General features: G+C 70.5%; 10 protein-coding genes. All 10 read left to right on the top strand.

Annotation, left to right across the window (positions count from 1 at the left end):
* Position 1: 1 nt before the first annotated feature.
* Positions 2-988 (top strand): glycoside hydrolase family 43 protein, encoded by a 987-nt coding sequence (locus AC1VNM_RS07670; RefSeq protein WP_483106454.1) that lies wholly within the window; start codon positions 2-4, stop codon positions 986-988.
* A gap of 266 nt (positions 989-1,254) precedes the next feature.
* Positions 1,255-3,003, top strand: coding sequence for an IlvD/Edd family dehydratase (locus AC1VNM_RS07665; protein ID WP_483106453.1), 1,749 nt, complete (start codon positions 1,255-1,257; stop codon positions 3,001-3,003).
* Between the two features lie 178 nt (positions 3,004-3,181).
* The gene (locus AC1VNM_RS07660) at positions 3,182-4,735 is read left to right on the top strand and encodes an alpha-N-arabinofuranosidase (protein WP_483106452.1); all 1,554 of its coding nucleotides are present in this window, start codon (positions 3,182-3,184) and stop codon (positions 4,733-4,735) included.
* A gap of 3 nt (positions 4,736-4,738) precedes the next feature.
* Complete coding sequence (locus AC1VNM_RS07655) at positions 4,739-6,346, top strand: glycoside hydrolase family 43 protein (RefSeq protein ID WP_483106451.1); 1,608 nt, start codon at positions 4,739-4,741, stop codon at positions 6,344-6,346.
* A 13-nt stretch (positions 6,347-6,359) separates the two neighbouring features.
* Positions 6,360-8,987 carry a beta-L-arabinofuranosidase domain-containing protein gene (locus tag AC1VNM_RS07650; protein WP_483106450.1) on the top strand — a complete coding sequence of 876 codons (2,628 nt, stop codon included), beginning with the start codon at positions 6,360-6,362 and terminating at the stop codon, positions 8,985-8,987.
* Positions 8,988-9,236: 249 nt separating this feature from the next.
* The gene (locus AC1VNM_RS07645; protein ID WP_483106449.1) at positions 9,237-10,793 is read left to right on the top strand and encodes a methyl-accepting chemotaxis protein; all 1,557 of its coding nucleotides are present in this window, start codon (positions 9,237-9,239) and stop codon (positions 10,791-10,793) included.
* Positions 10,794-11,444: 651 nt separating this feature from the next.
* Positions 11,445-11,807: a hypothetical protein gene (locus tag AC1VNM_RS07640; RefSeq protein WP_483109256.1), complete on the top strand. Its 363-nt coding sequence runs from the start codon at positions 11,445-11,447 to the stop codon at positions 11,805-11,807.
* A 28-nt stretch (positions 11,808-11,835) separates the two neighbouring features.
* On the top strand, positions 11,836-12,966 hold the full coding sequence (locus AC1VNM_RS07635; protein ID WP_377155022.1) for an ABC transporter substrate-binding protein: 1,131 nt from the start codon (positions 11,836-11,838) through the stop codon (positions 12,964-12,966).
* Between the two features lie 103 nt (positions 12,967-13,069).
* The gene (locus tag AC1VNM_RS07630; RefSeq protein WP_377155023.1) at positions 13,070-13,711 is read left to right on the top strand and encodes a response regulator; all 642 of its coding nucleotides are present in this window, start codon (positions 13,070-13,072) and stop codon (positions 13,709-13,711) included.
* Positions 13,695-16,880, top strand: coding sequence for a sensor histidine kinase (locus AC1VNM_RS07625; protein ID WP_483106448.1), 3,186 nt, complete (start codon positions 13,695-13,697; stop codon positions 16,878-16,880). The genes AC1VNM_RS07630 and AC1VNM_RS07625 overlap by 17 nt, the downstream gene beginning before the upstream one ends.
* Positions 16,881-16,940: the final 60 nt, after the last annotated feature.

The raw sequence follows: 16,940 nt of genomic DNA, 5'->3' as shown, positions 1-16,940 counted from the left end.
GATGACCGGCACCACCGACGCGCCCGCGGCGCAAGTCCTGACCCCGCTGATCCTCCAGCGGGCGGATCCCCACCTCACCCGTCACGTCGACGACGCGGGCCGGGCGCGCTATTTCTTCACCGCCTCGGTGCCGGCCTACGACCACATCGAGCTGCGCGCCGCCGACCGCTGGGGCGACCTGTCCCAGGCCGAGCCCCGCGTGATCTGGCGCAAGCCGGACACCGGGCCGTGGTCGGCGCTGATCTGGGCGCCGGAGCTGCACTTCCGGCAAGGCGCCTGGTACGTGTACTTCGCGGCGGCGCCGAGCCGGGAGATCGTCGACGGCCTGTTCCAGCACCGCATGTATGCGCTGCGGACCACCTCGGCGGACCCGATGGCCGGCACCTGGGAATTCCTCGGCCAGGTCGACAGCGGGATGGATACCTTCTGCCTGGACGCGACGACGTTCGAGCACCGGGGACGGCTGTACTACCTGTGGGCTCAGAAGGACCCCGCCGTCCCCGGCAATTCCAACCTGTACATCGCGCCGATGCGCACGCCCTGGCAGCTCGCCGGCGCGCCGGTGATGCTCAGTCGTCCGGAGTTCGACTGGGAGTGCCGCGGCTTCCTGGTCAACGAGGGGCCCTCGGTGCTGAAACGCCATGGCAAGGTCTTCATCAGCTACTCGGCCAGCGCCACGGACGAGAACTACGCGATGGGTCTGCTGTGGATGGACGAATCGTCCGATCCGATGGACCCGGCGAGCTGGACCAAGTCGCGCCGGCCGGTACTGACGACCAGCGCGACGCAGCCGGTCTTTGGCCCCGGGCACAACAGCTTCGCGCTGGACGAGGACGGCGAGACGGTCCTGCTCGTCTATCACGCCCGCACCTACACCGAGATCGTCGGCGATCCGCTCTGGAACCCCGACCGCCACACCTTCGTCAAACGCCTGGCATGGACCTCCGACGGCATGCCGCGTTTCGGCGACGCCGGCCTGGCCACCTGACGGCGTCCTCGGTCGCAGAACCGTGGAAGTACGGCGCTGGTGGGGGACGGCATGGCGTGGGGTTTCGGCGCTTGCCGCCGGGGCCCCACGCCATGGCGGCCAACGCCCCGGCCGAAGAAGGACGGACAAAGAAGGACAGCTGAAGAAGGACAGCCGAACCCCAAAAACAGATACCGATCTCGACATCGAAACCATGGAAGTTTTGATTGGATCCGAATCACCCATCTCCCTAGCATCGTGCAACGGAGACATCACAGAACACTGCAATGACCGAGGCCAGGAAGAAGATCAAGCTGCGTTCCGCCGAGTGGTTCGGAACACAGGACAAGAACGGGTTCATGTACCGGTCCTGGATGAAGAACCAGGGCATCCCGGACCATGAATTTGAGGGGAAACCGATCATCGGCATCTGCAACACGTGGTCGGAACTGACCCCGTGCAACGCGCATTTCCGCAAGCTGGCCGAGCACGTCAAGCGCGGCATCCTGGAGGCTGGCGGCTTCCCGGTGGAGTTCCCGGTGTTCTCCAACGGCGAGTCCAACCTGCGCCCCACCGCCATGCTCACGCGCAACCTCGCCAGCATGGACGTCGAGGAATCGATCCGCGGCAATCCGATGGATGCCGTCGTGCTGCTGGTCGGCTGCGACAAGACCACCCCTGCCCTGCTGATGGGCGCGGCCAGCGTGGACCTGCCGACCATCGTCGTGACCGGCGGGCCGATGCTCAACGGCAAGCTCAACGGCAAGAACATCGGCTCGGGCACCGCCGTCTGGCAATTGCACGAACAGGTCAAGGCCGGCGAGATCTCGATGCACGAGTTCATCGGCGCCGAGGCGGGCCACTCGCGCTCGGCGGGCACCTGCAACACCATGGGCACGGCCTCCACGATGGCCTGCATGGCCGAGTCGCTGGGCACCTCGCTGCCGCACAACGCCGCGATCCCGGCGGTCGACTCGCGCCGCTACGTGCTGGCGCACCTCTCCGGCATGCGCATCGTGGACATGGTCTGGGAGGACCTGAAGCTGTCCAGGATCCTGACCCGCGAGGCCTTCGAGAACGCCATCCGGACCAATGCCGCGATCGGCGGCTCGACCAACGCGGTGATCCACCTGAAGGCGATCGCCGGCCGCATCGGCGTGCCGCTCGAGCTCGAGGACTGGACCACCATCGGCCGCGGCACGCCGACGCTGGTGGACCTGCTGCCCTCGGGCCGCTTCCTGATGGAGGAGTTCTATTACGCCGGTGGCCTGCCGGGCGTGCTGCGCCGGCTCGGCGACCACGGGCTGCTGCCGCACAAGGACGCGCTGACCGTCAACGGCCGCACCCTCTGGGAGAACTGCCACGACGCGCCCATCCATGACGAGGAGGTCATCCGCCCGATCGACCGGCCGCTGATCGAGGACGGCGGCATCTGCGTGCTGCGCGGCAACCTGGCGCCGCGCGGCGCGGTGCTCAAGCCCTCGGCGGCGACGCCCGCGCTGATGCAGCATCGCGGTCGCGCCGTGGTCTTCGAGGACTTCGACGACTACAAGCGGCGGATCATGGATCCGGACCTGGAGGTCGACGCCGATTCGATCCTCGTCATGAAGAACTGCGGCCCCCGCGGCTACCCCGGCATGGCCGAGGTCGGCAACATGGGCCTGCCGCCCAAGCTGCTGGCGCGCGGCATCAAGGACATGGTCCGGATCTCCGACGCCCGCATGAGCGGCACCGCCTACGGCACCGTGGTGCTGCACGTCGCACCGGAAGCCAAGGCCGGCGGACCGCTGGCGGTGGTGCGCGAGGGTGACTGGATCGAGCTGGACTGCGCCGCCAACCGGCTGCATCTGGACATCGGCGACGAGGAGCTGGCGACCCGGCTGGCCGACTGGGCCGCGAAGCAGACGCCCGATCCCGCGGACCAGAGCGGCTACCGCAAGCTCTACGTCCAGCACGTGCTGCAGGCCGACGAGGGCTGCGACTTCGACTTCCTGCGCGGCAGCCGCGGTTCCGCGGTGCCCCGGCACTCGCACTGAGCGCGCATCGAGGACAAGCGAAGGACCGGCGACGGTCCTTCGTCGTTTGAGCGGGCGAGCGCCCGGAGACGAGACGACACCAGACGGCCGCAAGCCCGCAAGTCTGCGACGACGGGACGACGGGACGGCAGGCGCCGCCCCACAGGGCCGGCCACGACAACGACAACAGGAGACAGACATGAGCATGAAGAACAAGGCCTGCGGCCTGGTCGCGGGCGCGCTGCTCGCGGGCGCCGCGCAGGCGGCGGACGTGACCCTGAGCATCGACGCGGACAAGCCCGGACCGCGCATCCATCCCGAGGTCTACGGCCAGTTCGCCGAGCACCTGGGCACCGGCATCTACGAGGGGATGTGGGTCGGTCCCGACTCGAAGATCCCCAACGTGCGCGGCTGGCGCAAGGACGTGGTGGGCGCGCTCAAGGCGCTGCACGTGCCGCTGGTGCGCTGGCCCGGCGGCTGCTTCGCCGACGAGTACCACTGGCGCGAGGGCATCGGCCCGCGCGGCAAGCGGCCGGTGAAGGTCAACACGCACTGGGGCGGCGTGGCCGAGAACAACGCCGTCGGCACGCACGAGTTCTTCGACCTGGTCGAGCAGCTCGGCGCCAAGGCCTACGTCAACGGCAACCTGGGCACCGGCAGCGCGCGCGAGATGGCCGAGTGGCTGGAGTACATGACGGCCGAGGGCAACTCCACGCTGGCGCAGGAACGCCGCAGGAACGGCCGCGACAAGCCCTTCAAGGTGGACTACTTCGCCGTGGGCAACGAGGCCTGGGGCTGCGGCGGCAACATGACGCCGGAGTACTACGTCAACCAGTATCGGCAGGTCGCCACCTTCCTGAAGACGCCCGAGAACAACCGGCCCAAGTTCATCGCCAGCGGCGGCAACGCCAACGACACGCGGTGGACCGAGGTGCTGAGCACGCAGAACATCAAGTTCAACTTCGACGCGATCGGCCACCACTACTACGTCTTCCCCACCGGCCAGTGGGAGGGCAAGGGCCCGGCCGCCGGCTTCAAGGAGGACCAGTGGCTCTCGCTGCTGTCCTACACGCAGGACTTCGAGAAGACCGTCGCCGCCAACATCGCCGTGCTGGACAGGAACGACCCGCAGAAGCGCCTCGGGCTCTACCTGGACGAATGGGGCAGCTGGTATGACCCGGAGCCGGGCACGAACCCGGGCTTCCTCGTCCAGCGCAACACGCTGCGCGACGCGGTGCTGGCCGCCCTGCACTTCCACATGTTCCACCGGCATGCGGACCGCGTGCACATGACCAACATCGCGCAGATGGTCAACGTGCTGCAGGCCATGATCCTGACGGACAAGACCCGCATGGTGCTGACGCCGACGTATCACGCCTTCGCGCTGTATGCGCCCTTCCAGGACGCGACCGCGCTGCCCGTGACGCTGGGTGGCAATCCCGAGTACGCGCTGGCCGGCAAGGCCATGCCGGCGGTGAGCGCCTCGGCGGCGCGCGGCAAGGACGGCCGGCTGTACCTGGCGCTGATCAACGTGAATCCGCGCGAGGCGCAGACGGTGACGCTCGCCGTGCAAGGCGCCGCGGCGCGACGCGCGGTCGGCCAGGTGCTGAGCGCCGACGCGATGGACGCCGAGAACAGCTTCGCCAGGCCGGACGCGGTCAAGCCCAAGGCTTATGAGGCGCAGGCCAAGGACGGCCGGCTGAGCCTGCCGCTGCCGCCGAAGTCCATCGTCGTCGTGTCGCTGGAGGGCTGATCCATGAGCGACCTCACCCGACGCACCCTGCTCGCGCAGGGCGGCGCGGCGGCCCTCGTCCTCACGGGTTGCGGCGGGGGCGGCTCGTCCGGCGCGGACGCGAGTCCCGCCGCCCCGGCACCAGGCCCTGCGGTTCCGCCGCCGCCCCCTCCTCCGCCGCCGCCCCCTCCTCCGCCGCCGCCCCCTCCTCCGCCGCCGCCGCCCGCACCGCCTGCCCCCACGCAGACGCCGGTTCCCTTCACGGAGGTCTCGGTGCACGACCCGTCGGTGATTCGCGCCGACGGCAGCTTCTACATCTTCGGCTCGCACCTCGGCGCGGCGAAGACCTCGGACCTCATGAACTGGACGAGCGTGGCCGACGGCGTGAACAACGCCAACCCGCTGTTCAACCAGGTCACGACCGCGCTGGCCGACACCTTCGCGTGGGCGCAGGTCACCGACCTGTGGGCGCCGGATGTCGCGCGGCTCGACGACGGCAAGTACCGCATGTACTACTGCGCCTGCAAGGGCGACTCGCCGCGCTCGGCGCTGGGCGTGGCGATCGCCGACGCGGTCCAGGGCCCCTACGTGAACCAGCAGATCCTGCTGAAGTCCGGTCAATGGGGCCTGCCCAGCGAGGACGGCACGATCTACGACGCGACGGTGCATCCGAACGTCGTCGATCCGCAGGTCTTCAAGGACGCCGCCGGGCGGCTGTGGATGGTCTACGGCTCGTACTCGGGCGGGCTGTTCATCCTCGAGCTCGACAGGACGAGCGGCCTGCCGCTCGCGGGCCAGGGCTACGGCAAGCACCTGATGGGCGGCAACCATGCCCGCATCGAGGGCGCCTACGTGCTCTACAGCCCGGCGTCGCAGTACTACTACCTGTTCTGCAGCTTCGGCGGGCTCGACGCCAACGGCGGCTACAACCTCCGAGTGTCCCGCTCGCGCCTTCCGGACGGCCCGTACGTCGACGGCCGCGGCACCGACATGGCCACCGTCAAGGGCGCCGCCGGCACGCTGTTCGACGACGCGAGCATCACGCCGCACGGACAGAAGCTGATGGGCGGCCATCAATGGGCGCTGGCGAGCGGCGAGACGGGGACGGCACCCGGTTATGTCTCGCCGGGGCACAACTCGGCCTACCTCGACGCGCCCACGGGCCAGTTCTTCCTGATCTTCCACACGCGTTTCCCCGGCACCGGTGAGCTGCACCAAGTCCGCGTCCACGAGATGTTCCTGAACGCCGACGACTGGCTGGTCGCCGCGCCGTTCCGCTACGCGCCGCTGTCGCTGGCGGTGCCGGCGGTGACGGCCGCGGTGAGCGCCGCGGACGCTGTCGGCGGCTACCAGCTGATCAATCACGGGTTGGACATCACGGACACGTCGAAGACGTCGGTCGCGATCCGGCTCGCGGGCGACGGCACGGTCAGCGGCGGCGCGACGGGGACCTGGACGCACCAGGGCAACAACCGAGTGTCGGTGGTCTTGAACGGCAGCGGCACGGCGGGCGGCACCTTCGCCGGCGTCCTGTCCCGGCAATGGAACACCAAGGCGGGCGCCTTCGTCGTGACCTTCACGGCGCAGTCGAGCGGCGGCGTGTCGCTGTGGGCCGCGCGCACGGGCGACTGACAGGGCCCGGCTGATGCGCCGCGACTTCCTCCGTCGGTGCCTGTGCGGCACCGCGGCCGCCTCGGTCGGGACGGTCTGTGGGCCGGCCTTCGGCGCGCTGTTGGCGGGCGAGTCCGCCGCCGCGCCCGCCGATCCGTCGCCGGCAAATCCTGCCCGGGCTGGGGCCGGCGCGGTCTCGCGCTTTCCGTTGTCGCGGGTGCGCCTGCTCGACGGCCCCTGCCTCGACGCGCAGCGCACCGACCTGCGCTACCTGATGGCGCTCGATCCGGACCGGCTGCTCGCGCCGTTCCGCCGCGAGGCCGGCCTGCCATTGCCCAAGCCGTCCTACGGCAACTGGGAGAGCAGCGGGTTGGACGGCCACATGGGCGGGCACTACGTGTCGGCCCTGGCGATGATGGCCGCCGGCACGGGCGACGACGCAGTGCGTGTCCGCCTGCGGCAGGTGCTGGCCGCCCTGCGCCACTGCCAGCTCGCCCACGGCGACGGCTACCTCGGCGGGATCCCCGACGGCAAGCTCGCCTGGCGCGAGATCGCGCGCGGCGAACTGAAGGTCGACAGCTTCTCCGTCAATGGGCGCTGGGTGCCCTGGTACAACCTGCACAAGACCTTCGCCGGGCTGCGCGATGCGTGGGTCCTGACCGGGGAAGCGCTGGCGCGCGTGATGCTGACCGACTTCGGCGCCTGGGCGCTGACGCTGCTCGAGCCGCTGAGCGATGCGCAGCTGCAGGACATGATGCGCGCCGAGCACGGCGGCATGAACGAGATCCTGGCGGACGTGGCCGCGATGACCGGCGACGCCCGCTTCCTGCGCCTGGCGGAACGCTTCTCCCACCGGGCGGTCCTCGACCCGCTGCGTGAGCGGCGCGACGCGCTGACGGGCCTGCATGCCAACACGCAGATTCCCAAGGTCATCGGCTTTGCACGGATCGCCGAACTGCGGGTCACGATGCCGGGCGGACCGCGCGCAGGCGGCGATGCCGCCGCGGACGGCGACTGGCTCGACCCCGCGCGATTCTTCTGGCACACGGTGCGCGAGCGTCGCAGCGTCGCGACCGGCGGCAACAGCGTGAAAGAGCATTTCCACGCGCTGGAGGACTTCCAACCCATGCTCGACGAGGTGGAAGGTCCCGAGACCTGCAACACCTACAACATGCTCAAGCTGACCGAGCTGCTGCATGCGCATGCCGCCGACGATCGCGAGCGGGCCCGGTACGCGGACTACTACGAGCGCGCGCTGTTCAATCACATCCTGGCGTCCCAGCATCCGTCGGGCGGCTTCGTGTACTTCACGCCGATGCGGCCGAACCACTACCGGGTCTATTCGCAGGTCCACCTGGGCATGTGGTGCTGCGTCGGGTCCGGCCTGGAGAGCCATGCGCGGCATGGTCAGTTCGTCTACTCGCGCGTGGAGGACACGGGCGACGGTCCGGCGCTGTTCGTCAATCTCTTCGTTTCCTCCTCGCTGGACTGGCGCGAACAGGGCCTGCGCCTGAGCCAGCACACCCGATTCCCCGACGAGGGGGCCACGCGCCTGCGCATCGACGCCGTCGTTGCCGCCGACCGCGTCGTTGACAGTGTTCGCGCCACCGGCGCGGCCGAGGCGCCCGCATCCCGGCGTTTCGCATTGAAGATCCGCCATCCCGGCTGGCTCGCGCCGGGCGCGCTGCGCGTGAAGCTCAACGGCCGGCCGATCGCGCTGTCCGCCGACGACGCGCGCCCGGGCGGATACCTCACGATCACGCGGGACTGGCGCGCCGGCGACGTCGTCGACCTGCGCCTGCCGATGCGCACGACGCTCGAGCCGATGCCCACGCGCACGGACTACGTCGCGGTGCTGCGGGGACCGATCGTCCTCGCGGCCCGCACGCGCCCGATCGCGGGCGAGCGGCTCGTCTTCCGCGCGGGCGAGGCCCGCATGGACCACATCGCGCAGGGCGCGGTCGTGCCGCTGTCGCTGGCGCCGCTCTTCGTGAGTGCCGCGCCGGACTTCGGCGATCGGCTCGCGCCGGTGCCCGGACGCCCGCTGACCTTCAGCGCCGGATCCCTGCCACAAGGGCCGGACGGCGCCCCGGTGAAGGACCTGGTGCTGGAGCCCTTCTTCCGCCTGCACGACACGCGGTATGTCGTGTACTGGCCGTACAGCACGCCGGCCGAGGCCAGAAGCCGCCGCGACCGGCTCGCCCGGGACGAGCGCGAGCGCCTCGCGCTGCAAGCCCGCACCGTCGACGCCGTCGCGCCCGGCGAGCAGCAGCCCGAGAGCGATCACGGCTTCGCGGGCGAAGGCGTCGACACCGGCCTCCACAAGGGCCGCCGCTGGCGTCACGCGACCGCGTGGTTCAGTTATCGCCTCAGCGATCCGAAGCGGGAGGGTCAGGTCTTGCGGCTGGCGTTCTCCGCGCTCGACGACGGCCGGCGGTTTGCCCTCCAGGTCAATGATCGTGAGCTGGCCGAGCTGACGCTGCGTTCGTCCGCCCTGCCACCCGGCGAGGAGATCTACACCCGCGACTTCGCGCTGCCGGCCGACTGGCCCCGGCCGGCGGACGGATCGCTGCGGGTCAGGCTCGTCGCCTCGCCCGGCTCGATTGCGGGCGGGGTATACGACCTGAGGCTGTTGAAGGCCGCCGATCCGGATCGGGACTAGAACGCGTCGGAGTCCTGGTTGTCTGGTGGCGACCTGTCATTGCATGACGGCGACCCTTGCCGGGACCAGGTCGCCGAGCGTCCCCAACGACAGCCGGGCGCGGTCGACCCATCGGGTCATCGTCGCCGCAACGACGGTAGACCTGCGCCCTTGTTCCCTCCAAGAGACGGGTCCCTCAATCTTCGCGTCGCGCGACGGCCCATTCGAGGCGATCATCCTGTCCACACTTGGCACCAGAGGGAGTTCATCGTGACTGCTATCTCCAACCTGAAGATCGGCGTCCGTCTGACCGTGGGCTTTGCGGCCGTGATCGCGCTGCTTGTCCTCCTGGCCGTGATCGGCGTCACCAAGATCAGCGCCATCGACCACAACGCCGAGACCATCCTCCATGACCGCTTCGTCAAGGTGAAACTGGCCCAGACGGTCGAGAACGAGGTGAACAACCAGCTCCGCGCGATGCGGACGGCGCTCATCGTGTCCGATCACACGATGGCCGAGCGGGAGATTGCCAAGCTGGAGACCTCGCTGCCCGTCGTCGCGCGCGCGGTCGAACAACTGACCGCGACGGTGCACAGCGAGCGTGGCAAGGCGGCCCTCGATCAACTGGTCGAGAGCCGCGCCAGGTTCAAGGAAAAGGAACTCCAGCTGATCGATCTGGTGAAGGCGGGAAAGATCGACGAGGGTCGCCAACGACTCGTGTCGGACATCCTGCCGCTGCAGAACGTCTATCTGACGGCGGTCGAGGCCTTCTCGAAGTCGCAGGCGGACAGCATGGAGGAGTTCGGCGCGCAGACCACGGCGCTGGCCCGCAGCGCCAGGACGCTGATGGCGCTGCTGTCGGTGATCGCCGTGCTGCTGGCGGTGGTGATCGCGTATCTGCTGACGCGCTCGATCACGCGGCCGATCGCCGACGCGGTCCGTGTCGCCGAGACCGTGGCCGCCGGTGACCTCTCCGCGTCCATCGAGGTGCGCGGCCGCGACGAGACCGCTCAGTTGCTGGCGGCACTCAAGTCGATGAACGAGAGCCTCATCGGCATCGTCGGGCAGGTGCGGCTGAGCAGCGACTCGATCGCCACGGGCTCGCATCAGATCGCGACCGGCAGCGCCGACCTGTCGCAGCGCACGGAGGAGCAGGCGTCCAGCCTCGAGCAGACGGCCTCGGCCATGGAGGAAGTGGCGGCGACCGCGCAACGCAGCGCCGACTCCGCGCGCAGCGCGACGACCCTGGCCGAGTCCGCCAGCATCGTGGCCAGCCGGGGCGGCGCCACCATGACCGAGATCGTCGCGACGATGGGCAACATCAGCGCGAGCGCCCGCAAGATCGCCGACATCACCGGCGTCATCGACGGCATCGCGTTCCAGACCAACATCCTGGCGCTGAACGCGGCGGTGGAGGCGGCGCGCGCGGGCGAGCAGGGACGGGGTTTCGCGGTGGTCGCCAGCGAGGTCCGCACCCTGGCCCAGCGGGCGGGAACGGCCGCCAAGGAGATCCGCGTCCTGATCGGCGAGAACGTCGGGCGCGTCGAGACCGGATCGCGACTCGTCGAAGGCGCGGGAAGCACCATGGACGAGATCGTGCGCCAGATCCGGGAGGTGGCCCTGTTGATCGCCGAGATCGACACGGCGACGGGCCAGCAGAGCCTGGGGATCGGCGAGGTGAGCAAGGCCGTCAACGTGCTCGACCAGGTGACCCAGCAGAACGCCGCGCTGGTCGAGGAATCGGCCGCGGCAGCGGACAGCCTGAGTCAGCAGGCGCGGCGCCTCACCGAGGTCGTCGGGGCGTTCAAGCTGGGCGCCGCAGGCTGATCATCCACCGACGTCGGCCACGCTGGCTCGACGACGGAGGACGTGCGAAAAGTCTCACCCTCCAATGCCCCCGGGTCGTCGGTTCGATCCGGGTGATGAATCAGTGACGACAGCGACCGGGAGGTCCGAAAGAATCTGGTTCAAGGCAGACAGAGATGAACGATGAGTAGATCCGGGGTGTGCGTCGTCGACCTGACGACGCGGCTGGGCGAGCAGGCGATCGGTCAGGTCCGGACGTCGCCGTCGACCACCGGGCCGCGTCGGTCCATCGCCCTGAGCGCGGATCCCGGCGCCCCGGTCCTGGACTGGTGGCGGCCCCCGCCGCACGGCGAGCACCTGACCCTGGACGACAGCCCCGTCCTGCTCATCCTGCTGCTCGGCCCCGGCTCGGTCCAGGCGGCCAGGGCGATCTTTCGGCAGGCCGTCGCCGCGGGGGTGCCGCGCATCCGCGTGCTCGTCATGCCCAGCGCCATCGTCGAAGAGCTGGCGATGCAATCCCTGGTCGCGCCGGACGATCCCGTGGCGCGCCTCCATCGTCTGCCCGACAGCAGCCCGGAGACGCTGTGGTTCGTCCTGATCGAAGAACTCCCCCCAGGGTCCGGCACGCAAGGCCTGACCCCTTCACCCCCCGCCGAGAACCTGAGAACACCGATGAGCACCAATCTCAAGCAGTCGATGAGCACGGCCATGACGATCGACGGCGCCCTCGCGGCCGCCCTCGTGGACTTCCGCAGCGGCATGTGCCTGGCCCAGGCCGGCACCGCCATGAACCTGGACCTGGCCGCGGCCGGCAACACGCAGGTCGTGCGCGCCAAGCTGCAGACGATGGAGGCGCTGGGCCTGCGCAAGGGCATCGAGGACATCCTGATCACGCTGACCGACCAATACCATCTGATCCGCCTCGTGACCAGCAACGCCGGGCTGTTCCTCTACCTGGTGCTGGACAAGAACAAGAGCAACCTCGCCCTGGCCCGCTACAAGCTGACCGACATCGAACGCGCCCTCATGGCGTGACCTGCCCCCGCTCAACCGGAAGAACGCCATGCAATCGCTTCGCGCACTCTGCGGGCTCCTGGCCGCGATCACCCTCGTGCCTGCCTTCGCGGCCGACCCGCCGGTCACCGGCACCCTCCTGCTCGGTCAGGTCGCGCCGTTCAGCGGCCCCTCGGTCAAGCTGGCCGAGGAGTTCAACCTCGGCGCCCGCACCTACTTCCAGGCGCTCAACGAGCGCGGCGGCGTCAACGGCCACCGCGTCGAGCTGCGCACCCGCGACGACCGCTACGTCCCCGCGGAGACCGCGAAGTTCGCCAAGGAACTGATCGAGCAGGACGGCGTCTTCGCGCTGTTCGGCACCGTCGGCACCGGGACCACGCTGGCCGCGGTGCCGGTGGCCGTGGCGGAGGGCGTGCCGCTGTTCGCGCCGTCCACCGGCGCCGACGCGCTGCGCACGCCGCTCAACCGGCTGGTGTTCCACATCCGCGCCGGCTACCACGAGGAGGCCGACTACATCGTCGAGCAGCTGGCGGTCAGCAGCCTGCGCCAGATCGCCGTGTTCCACCAGAACGACGCCTACGGCAAGGCCGGCCTGGAGGCCGTGACGAAGGCGCAGGACAAGCGCGGCTTCAAGGTCGCGGCCCTGGCCACGGTCGAGCGCGACGCCACGGACGTCGCCGACGCCGCCCGCGCCCTGCTCGCGGCCAGACCGCAGGCGGTGATCCTGATCGCCTCGTACACCTCCAGCGCGGCCCTCGTGAAGGCGATGAAGAAGCTGGGCTACGCCGGCCAGTTCGTCGCGACCTCCTATGTCGGCGGCAAGTCGCTGGCCGACGAGCTCGGCGGCGAAGGCAGCGGCGTGTGGGTCTCCGAGGTCGTGCCCTTCCCCTGGAGCGAGGGCACGCCGCTGCAGCGCGAGTACAACCAGGCGATGCAGCGCGCCGGCGTGCCGCATCGCAGCTTCGGCTCGATGGAGGGCTACCTGGCGGCCAAGGTCTTCACCGAAGGCCTGCGGCGCGCCGGCCGCGATCCCACCCGCGCCAGGCTGATCGCCGCGCTGGAATCGATGCAGGGCTGGGACGCCGGCGGCCCCAGGATTTCCTACTCGGCCACCGATCACAGCGGCAGTCACCGCGTTGAGATGACAATGATCGGTCCCGGAGGCAAGTTCCTGCACTGACCATGTCCCTCACACATCCCTGCCACGCCCGCCGCGTGCCCACCGCTCCCCGTCCCGTCACCGCCAGTCCGGCGGCGCCCGCCGCCGGCCACCGGCGGGCGCGATGAGCGCCGGCGACAGGATCCGCGTCCTGATCGCGGACGATCATGCGCTGGTGCGCGAAGGCCTGCGCAAGGTCCTGGAACTCGACGACGGCATCGCGCTGGCCGGCGAGGCCGCCTCGGCCACCCAGGTGCTGGAGCGCCTGGCGCAGGGCGGCATCGACCTGCTGCTGCTCGACCTGCTGATGCCCGGCTGCAACGACGTCGACCTGATCGAGCGCGTCCACCGGGCGCATCCCGACCTGCCGGTGCTGGTCCTGACGATGCATGCCGATCCCCACATCGCCCGGCGCGCGCTGGAAGCCGGCGCGGGCGGCTACCTGACGAAGGACATCTCCACCGAGCTGCTGATCGACGCGATGCACCAGGTCGCGGCCGGCCGCTCCTACGTGGATCCCTCGCTCAGCGCCGCGTTGATCCGGCCGCAGCCCAGGACGCCGGAACCCCTCGACTCGCTCTCGCCGCGGGAGCGGCAGGTGCTCGTCGCGCTGGTGCGCGGCAAATCGCTGGTCGACACCGCCGCCGACCTGAGCGTGGCGCCGAACACCGTGAGCACGTACAAGACGCGCCTGATGGACAAGCTGGGCCAGGCCTCGCTGAGCGACCTCGTGCGCTATGCCGTGCGCCATGGCATCGTGGACTGACGGACGGCGCGTCCGCCGCTCCCTCGGGGCGGGGGTCACACGACTCACACTTGCACGACTGGCGCGACTGGCGCGACTGGCGCGGGTCTGGCGCCTGTCGCTGCTGGCGATCCTCGCGCTGCTGGCCCTGGCGCCTCGGCCCGGACGGGCTGCCGAGCACATCGTGCTCGCGTCCTACCAGGAGCGCGAGGGGCTGCTGAATCTCACGCCCACCTGCCTGACACGGGATCAGCGTTCGATCCTGTGGATCTGCACGGAGAACGGGCTGTTCCGCTTCGATGGCTTCCGGGTGCGCGCCGAGCCGCTGCCCGGCTCCGTGGGCACCATCGTGTGGGGCGGACGCGTCGACCCTCGCGGCCGTCTGTGGCTCACCACCGACCGGGGGCTGTTCGTCCGCCAGCCGGCCGGTGACGCCGCCGACGGCGAAGGCGGCGGCACGCCGCGCTGGGTCGAAGTCCTGCGGCCCGACGGCAAGACGATCGACGTCGTCCTGGACCAGCAGTTCGACGTGGACGAGCACGGCATGCTGGTCGCCTTCGATCGCGACCACCGGTACTGGACCGCCACGGTCGACGAGCGTCAGGCAGGCCCGATACGGGTCCAGGAGTTGCCCGTCGCCGCCCATGTGCGGGCGCGCGGCACGCCGTATGTGGACTCCAGCCCGCTGCGGCTGCGCGGCGGCAGCCTGTGGTTCGGCTGCGGCGAGGGCCTGTGCTCCTGGGACCGCCGGCAGCCGACGGTCACGCAGTGGTCGGCCGGCCAGGGGTTGCCGCCGGAGGCCTGGTCGACGCTGTTCGTCGGCCGCGACGGCAGTCTGTGGGCGCGCGGTCGCCAGCACCTCGCTCGCCTGGCGCCGGGCGGGCAACGCTTCGAGGTCGTCGCCGCGCCGCCGCCGAACCGCCTCTGGGAGGCGTCCAACCCCATCGCCGAAGACCCGCGGGGGCGGATCGTCACGGCCACCGACCGCGGCCTCGCGCGCTGGGACGGCGCCGCGTGGCAGGAATGGACGCACGAGGACGGACTGCCCGACGCGGCGATGCGCGTCCTGCTCTTCGACGCCGGCGGCGCCCTCTGGCTGGGCGCCTCCGGCCAGGGCATCCATCGATGGATCGGCTATGGCGAAGTCGACCATTGGACGCGCGCCTCCGGCCTTCCCTCGAGCGTCGTGTTCAACCTGCTCCAGGACGGCAGTGGCCGCATCTGGGCCTTCACCCGCCAGGGCCCGGCCTGGTTCGATGCCGCCGCGCGCCGGTTCCGGCCGATCCGGACGACGCTCGCGACGGGCGACGACGTGCCGTCCGGCGCCGCGATCGACGCGGCGGGCGACCTCTGGTGGATGGACAACGGGCAGTTGATGACGGTCAAGGCCGGCGGCACGGCCGCGCGCCGGGTCCTCAGCGACCCCTCGCTGCTGGCGCTGTTCCAGGGCCACGCCGGGACCGTCTACGTCGCCAGCGACGAGCGCGTCGAGCGGCTGGTGCCTTCGGGTGCCGGCGTGCGCAGACAACCGGTCGCGACAGGGGTTCCGGGCGGCAGCCCGCCCATCGAGGTCTTCAGCGACGGAGCCGTCGACTGGTTCGTCAATGCGCGCTGGAACGCCTTCCGCGCCGAAGGCACCGGCTGGGTGCCGCTGCGCGACGAGCAGGGCGCGCTCGTCAAGGGCATCTCCCAGGTGCTGCTCCCGGACGGGGTGCTGTGGATGACGGACGACGCGGGCCTCGCTGCCTACGCGCTGTCCGGGTCCGAGGCACGACTGCGCCAGCGCGTGTCGAGGGCCTCGCTCGGCCAGACCGCCCCGATGTGGCTGGGACGGGGACCGGACGACGGGCTCTGGCTGGGGACGGACCGGGGCGTCTTCCTCTTCGACGGCCAGGGCGCCTGGCGGGAGATGATGGACCGCGACACGGGACTGGTGTGGAACGACACCAACAGCGGGAGCTTCCTGCTCGACGCCGCCGGAGACGCCTGGATCGGCACGAGTGCCGGGCTCACCCGGGTGTACGGGAACCGGCGCCCGCCCCCCGTGCCGGCCGTGCTGCGCGCGGACTTGCTGGAGTTCGGCACCCTGCGCTTCGATGCCGCTCCGCGCGACCCCGTGCCCTGGAGCGATCGCCAGTTGCGCATCACGCTGGGCACGCCGGCCTTCTCGCTCGCGCGTGCGCAGCGGGTCGAGTACCGCCTCTCGGCCGACACCCCGTGGCGCGTCGCCGAAGGCGCGTCGATCGAAGTCGGCGCGCTGGACACCGGACGGCACGTGCTGGAGATGCGTGCCGGCGGCCGCGTCCCGCTCGAGCCGCCGGGGCCGTCGCTGAGCGTGCCGGTCGAGGTGGCGCCGCCCTGGTGGGACACCACGGGCATGCGGCTGGGGTATGCGGCCGCGCTCGCGGCCCTGTACTGGCTGCAGGCGGTCTGGACGCAGCGCCGCGCCCGCGCGCGACGGCGCGAACTCGAACGGGCCATCGAGGCGAGGACGGCCGAACTGGAAGCGTCCCAGGCCGCGCTGCATCGGCTGAGCGAGTACAACGCGCTGGCGCTCGAGGACGAACGCAAGCGGGTCTCCCGGGAGCTGCACGACGAGCTCGGCCAGCAATTGGCGGCCTTGCGCCTGGAGATCTCCGTCATGCGGGCACGGGCCGCGAAGGCGGCCGCCGCGACCGGCACGGCGCCCGGCACCGACCAGTTGGACCTGTTGCACGAGCGCGTCGACAGGCTCGTGGCCACCGTGCGCAGCGTGGTGTCGCAGCTGCGCCCGCCGGCGCTCGACGGCGGGCTGGAAGCGGCGCTGCGCTGGCTGGCCTCGGCCTTCATCCGCGACACCGGCCTGCCCTGCGCGGTCTCGATCCCTGCCGAGGCGAACCAGTTGAGCGCCGAGGCCGGCACCCTGATGTTCCGCATCGTGCAGGAGTCGCTCAACAACGTGCGACGGCACGCCGAGGCCTCCCATGTCGTCGTGAAGCTGGCCTGTCACGACGCCCAATGGACGCTGACGGTGCGCGACGACGGCCGCGGCTTCTCCCCGGCGAGCCGGTCCGCCGGTTATGGCCTGCTCGGGATGGAAGAACGCGCGCGCCTGCTGGCCGGCAGCCTGCGTGTCCTCTCGGCGCCGGGCCAGGGGACGACGGTCGAGTTGAACGTCGTTCCCGGGGCGCCTCCGGTGCCGCCGCCCTGATGTAGGGGATCCATGACAACCCGGGCCGCAACCGTGAAGGATGTCACGCCCGTTTGCGCA

The sequence above is a fragment of the Mitsuaria sp. MSU3D genome, assembly GCF_056867975.1.
Note: the sequence above shows the minus strand (reverse complement) of the source record. Positions and strands in the feature narration are given on the sequence as shown.

Coding starts and splice junctions, on each gene's coding strand:
- AC1VNM_RS07660 (WP_483106452.1), top strand. CDS start 3,182: ATGAGCATGAAGAACAAGGCCTGCGGCCTGGTCGCGGGCGCGCTGCTC.
- AC1VNM_RS07635 (WP_377155022.1), top strand. CDS start 11,836: ATGCAATCGCTTCGCGCACTCTGCGGGCTCCTGGCCGCGATCACCCTC.
- AC1VNM_RS07665 (WP_483106453.1), top strand. CDS start 1,255: ATGACCGAGGCCAGGAAGAAGATCAAGCTGCGTTCCGCCGAGTGGTTC.
- AC1VNM_RS07640 (WP_483109256.1), top strand. CDS start 11,445: ATGAGCACCAATCTCAAGCAGTCGATGAGCACGGCCATGACGATCGAC.
- AC1VNM_RS07625 (WP_483106448.1), top strand. CDS start 13,695: ATGGCATCGTGGACTGACGGACGGCGCGTCCGCCGCTCCCTCGGGGCG.
- AC1VNM_RS07670 (WP_483106454.1), top strand. CDS start 2: ATGACCGGCACCACCGACGCGCCCGCGGCGCAAGTCCTGACCCCGCTG.
- AC1VNM_RS07650 (WP_483106450.1), top strand. CDS start 6,360: ATGCGCCGCGACTTCCTCCGTCGGTGCCTGTGCGGCACCGCGGCCGCC.
- AC1VNM_RS07630 (WP_377155023.1), top strand. CDS start 13,070: ATGAGCGCCGGCGACAGGATCCGCGTCCTGATCGCGGACGATCATGCG.
- AC1VNM_RS07655 (WP_483106451.1), top strand. CDS start 4,739: ATGAGCGACCTCACCCGACGCACCCTGCTCGCGCAGGGCGGCGCGGCG.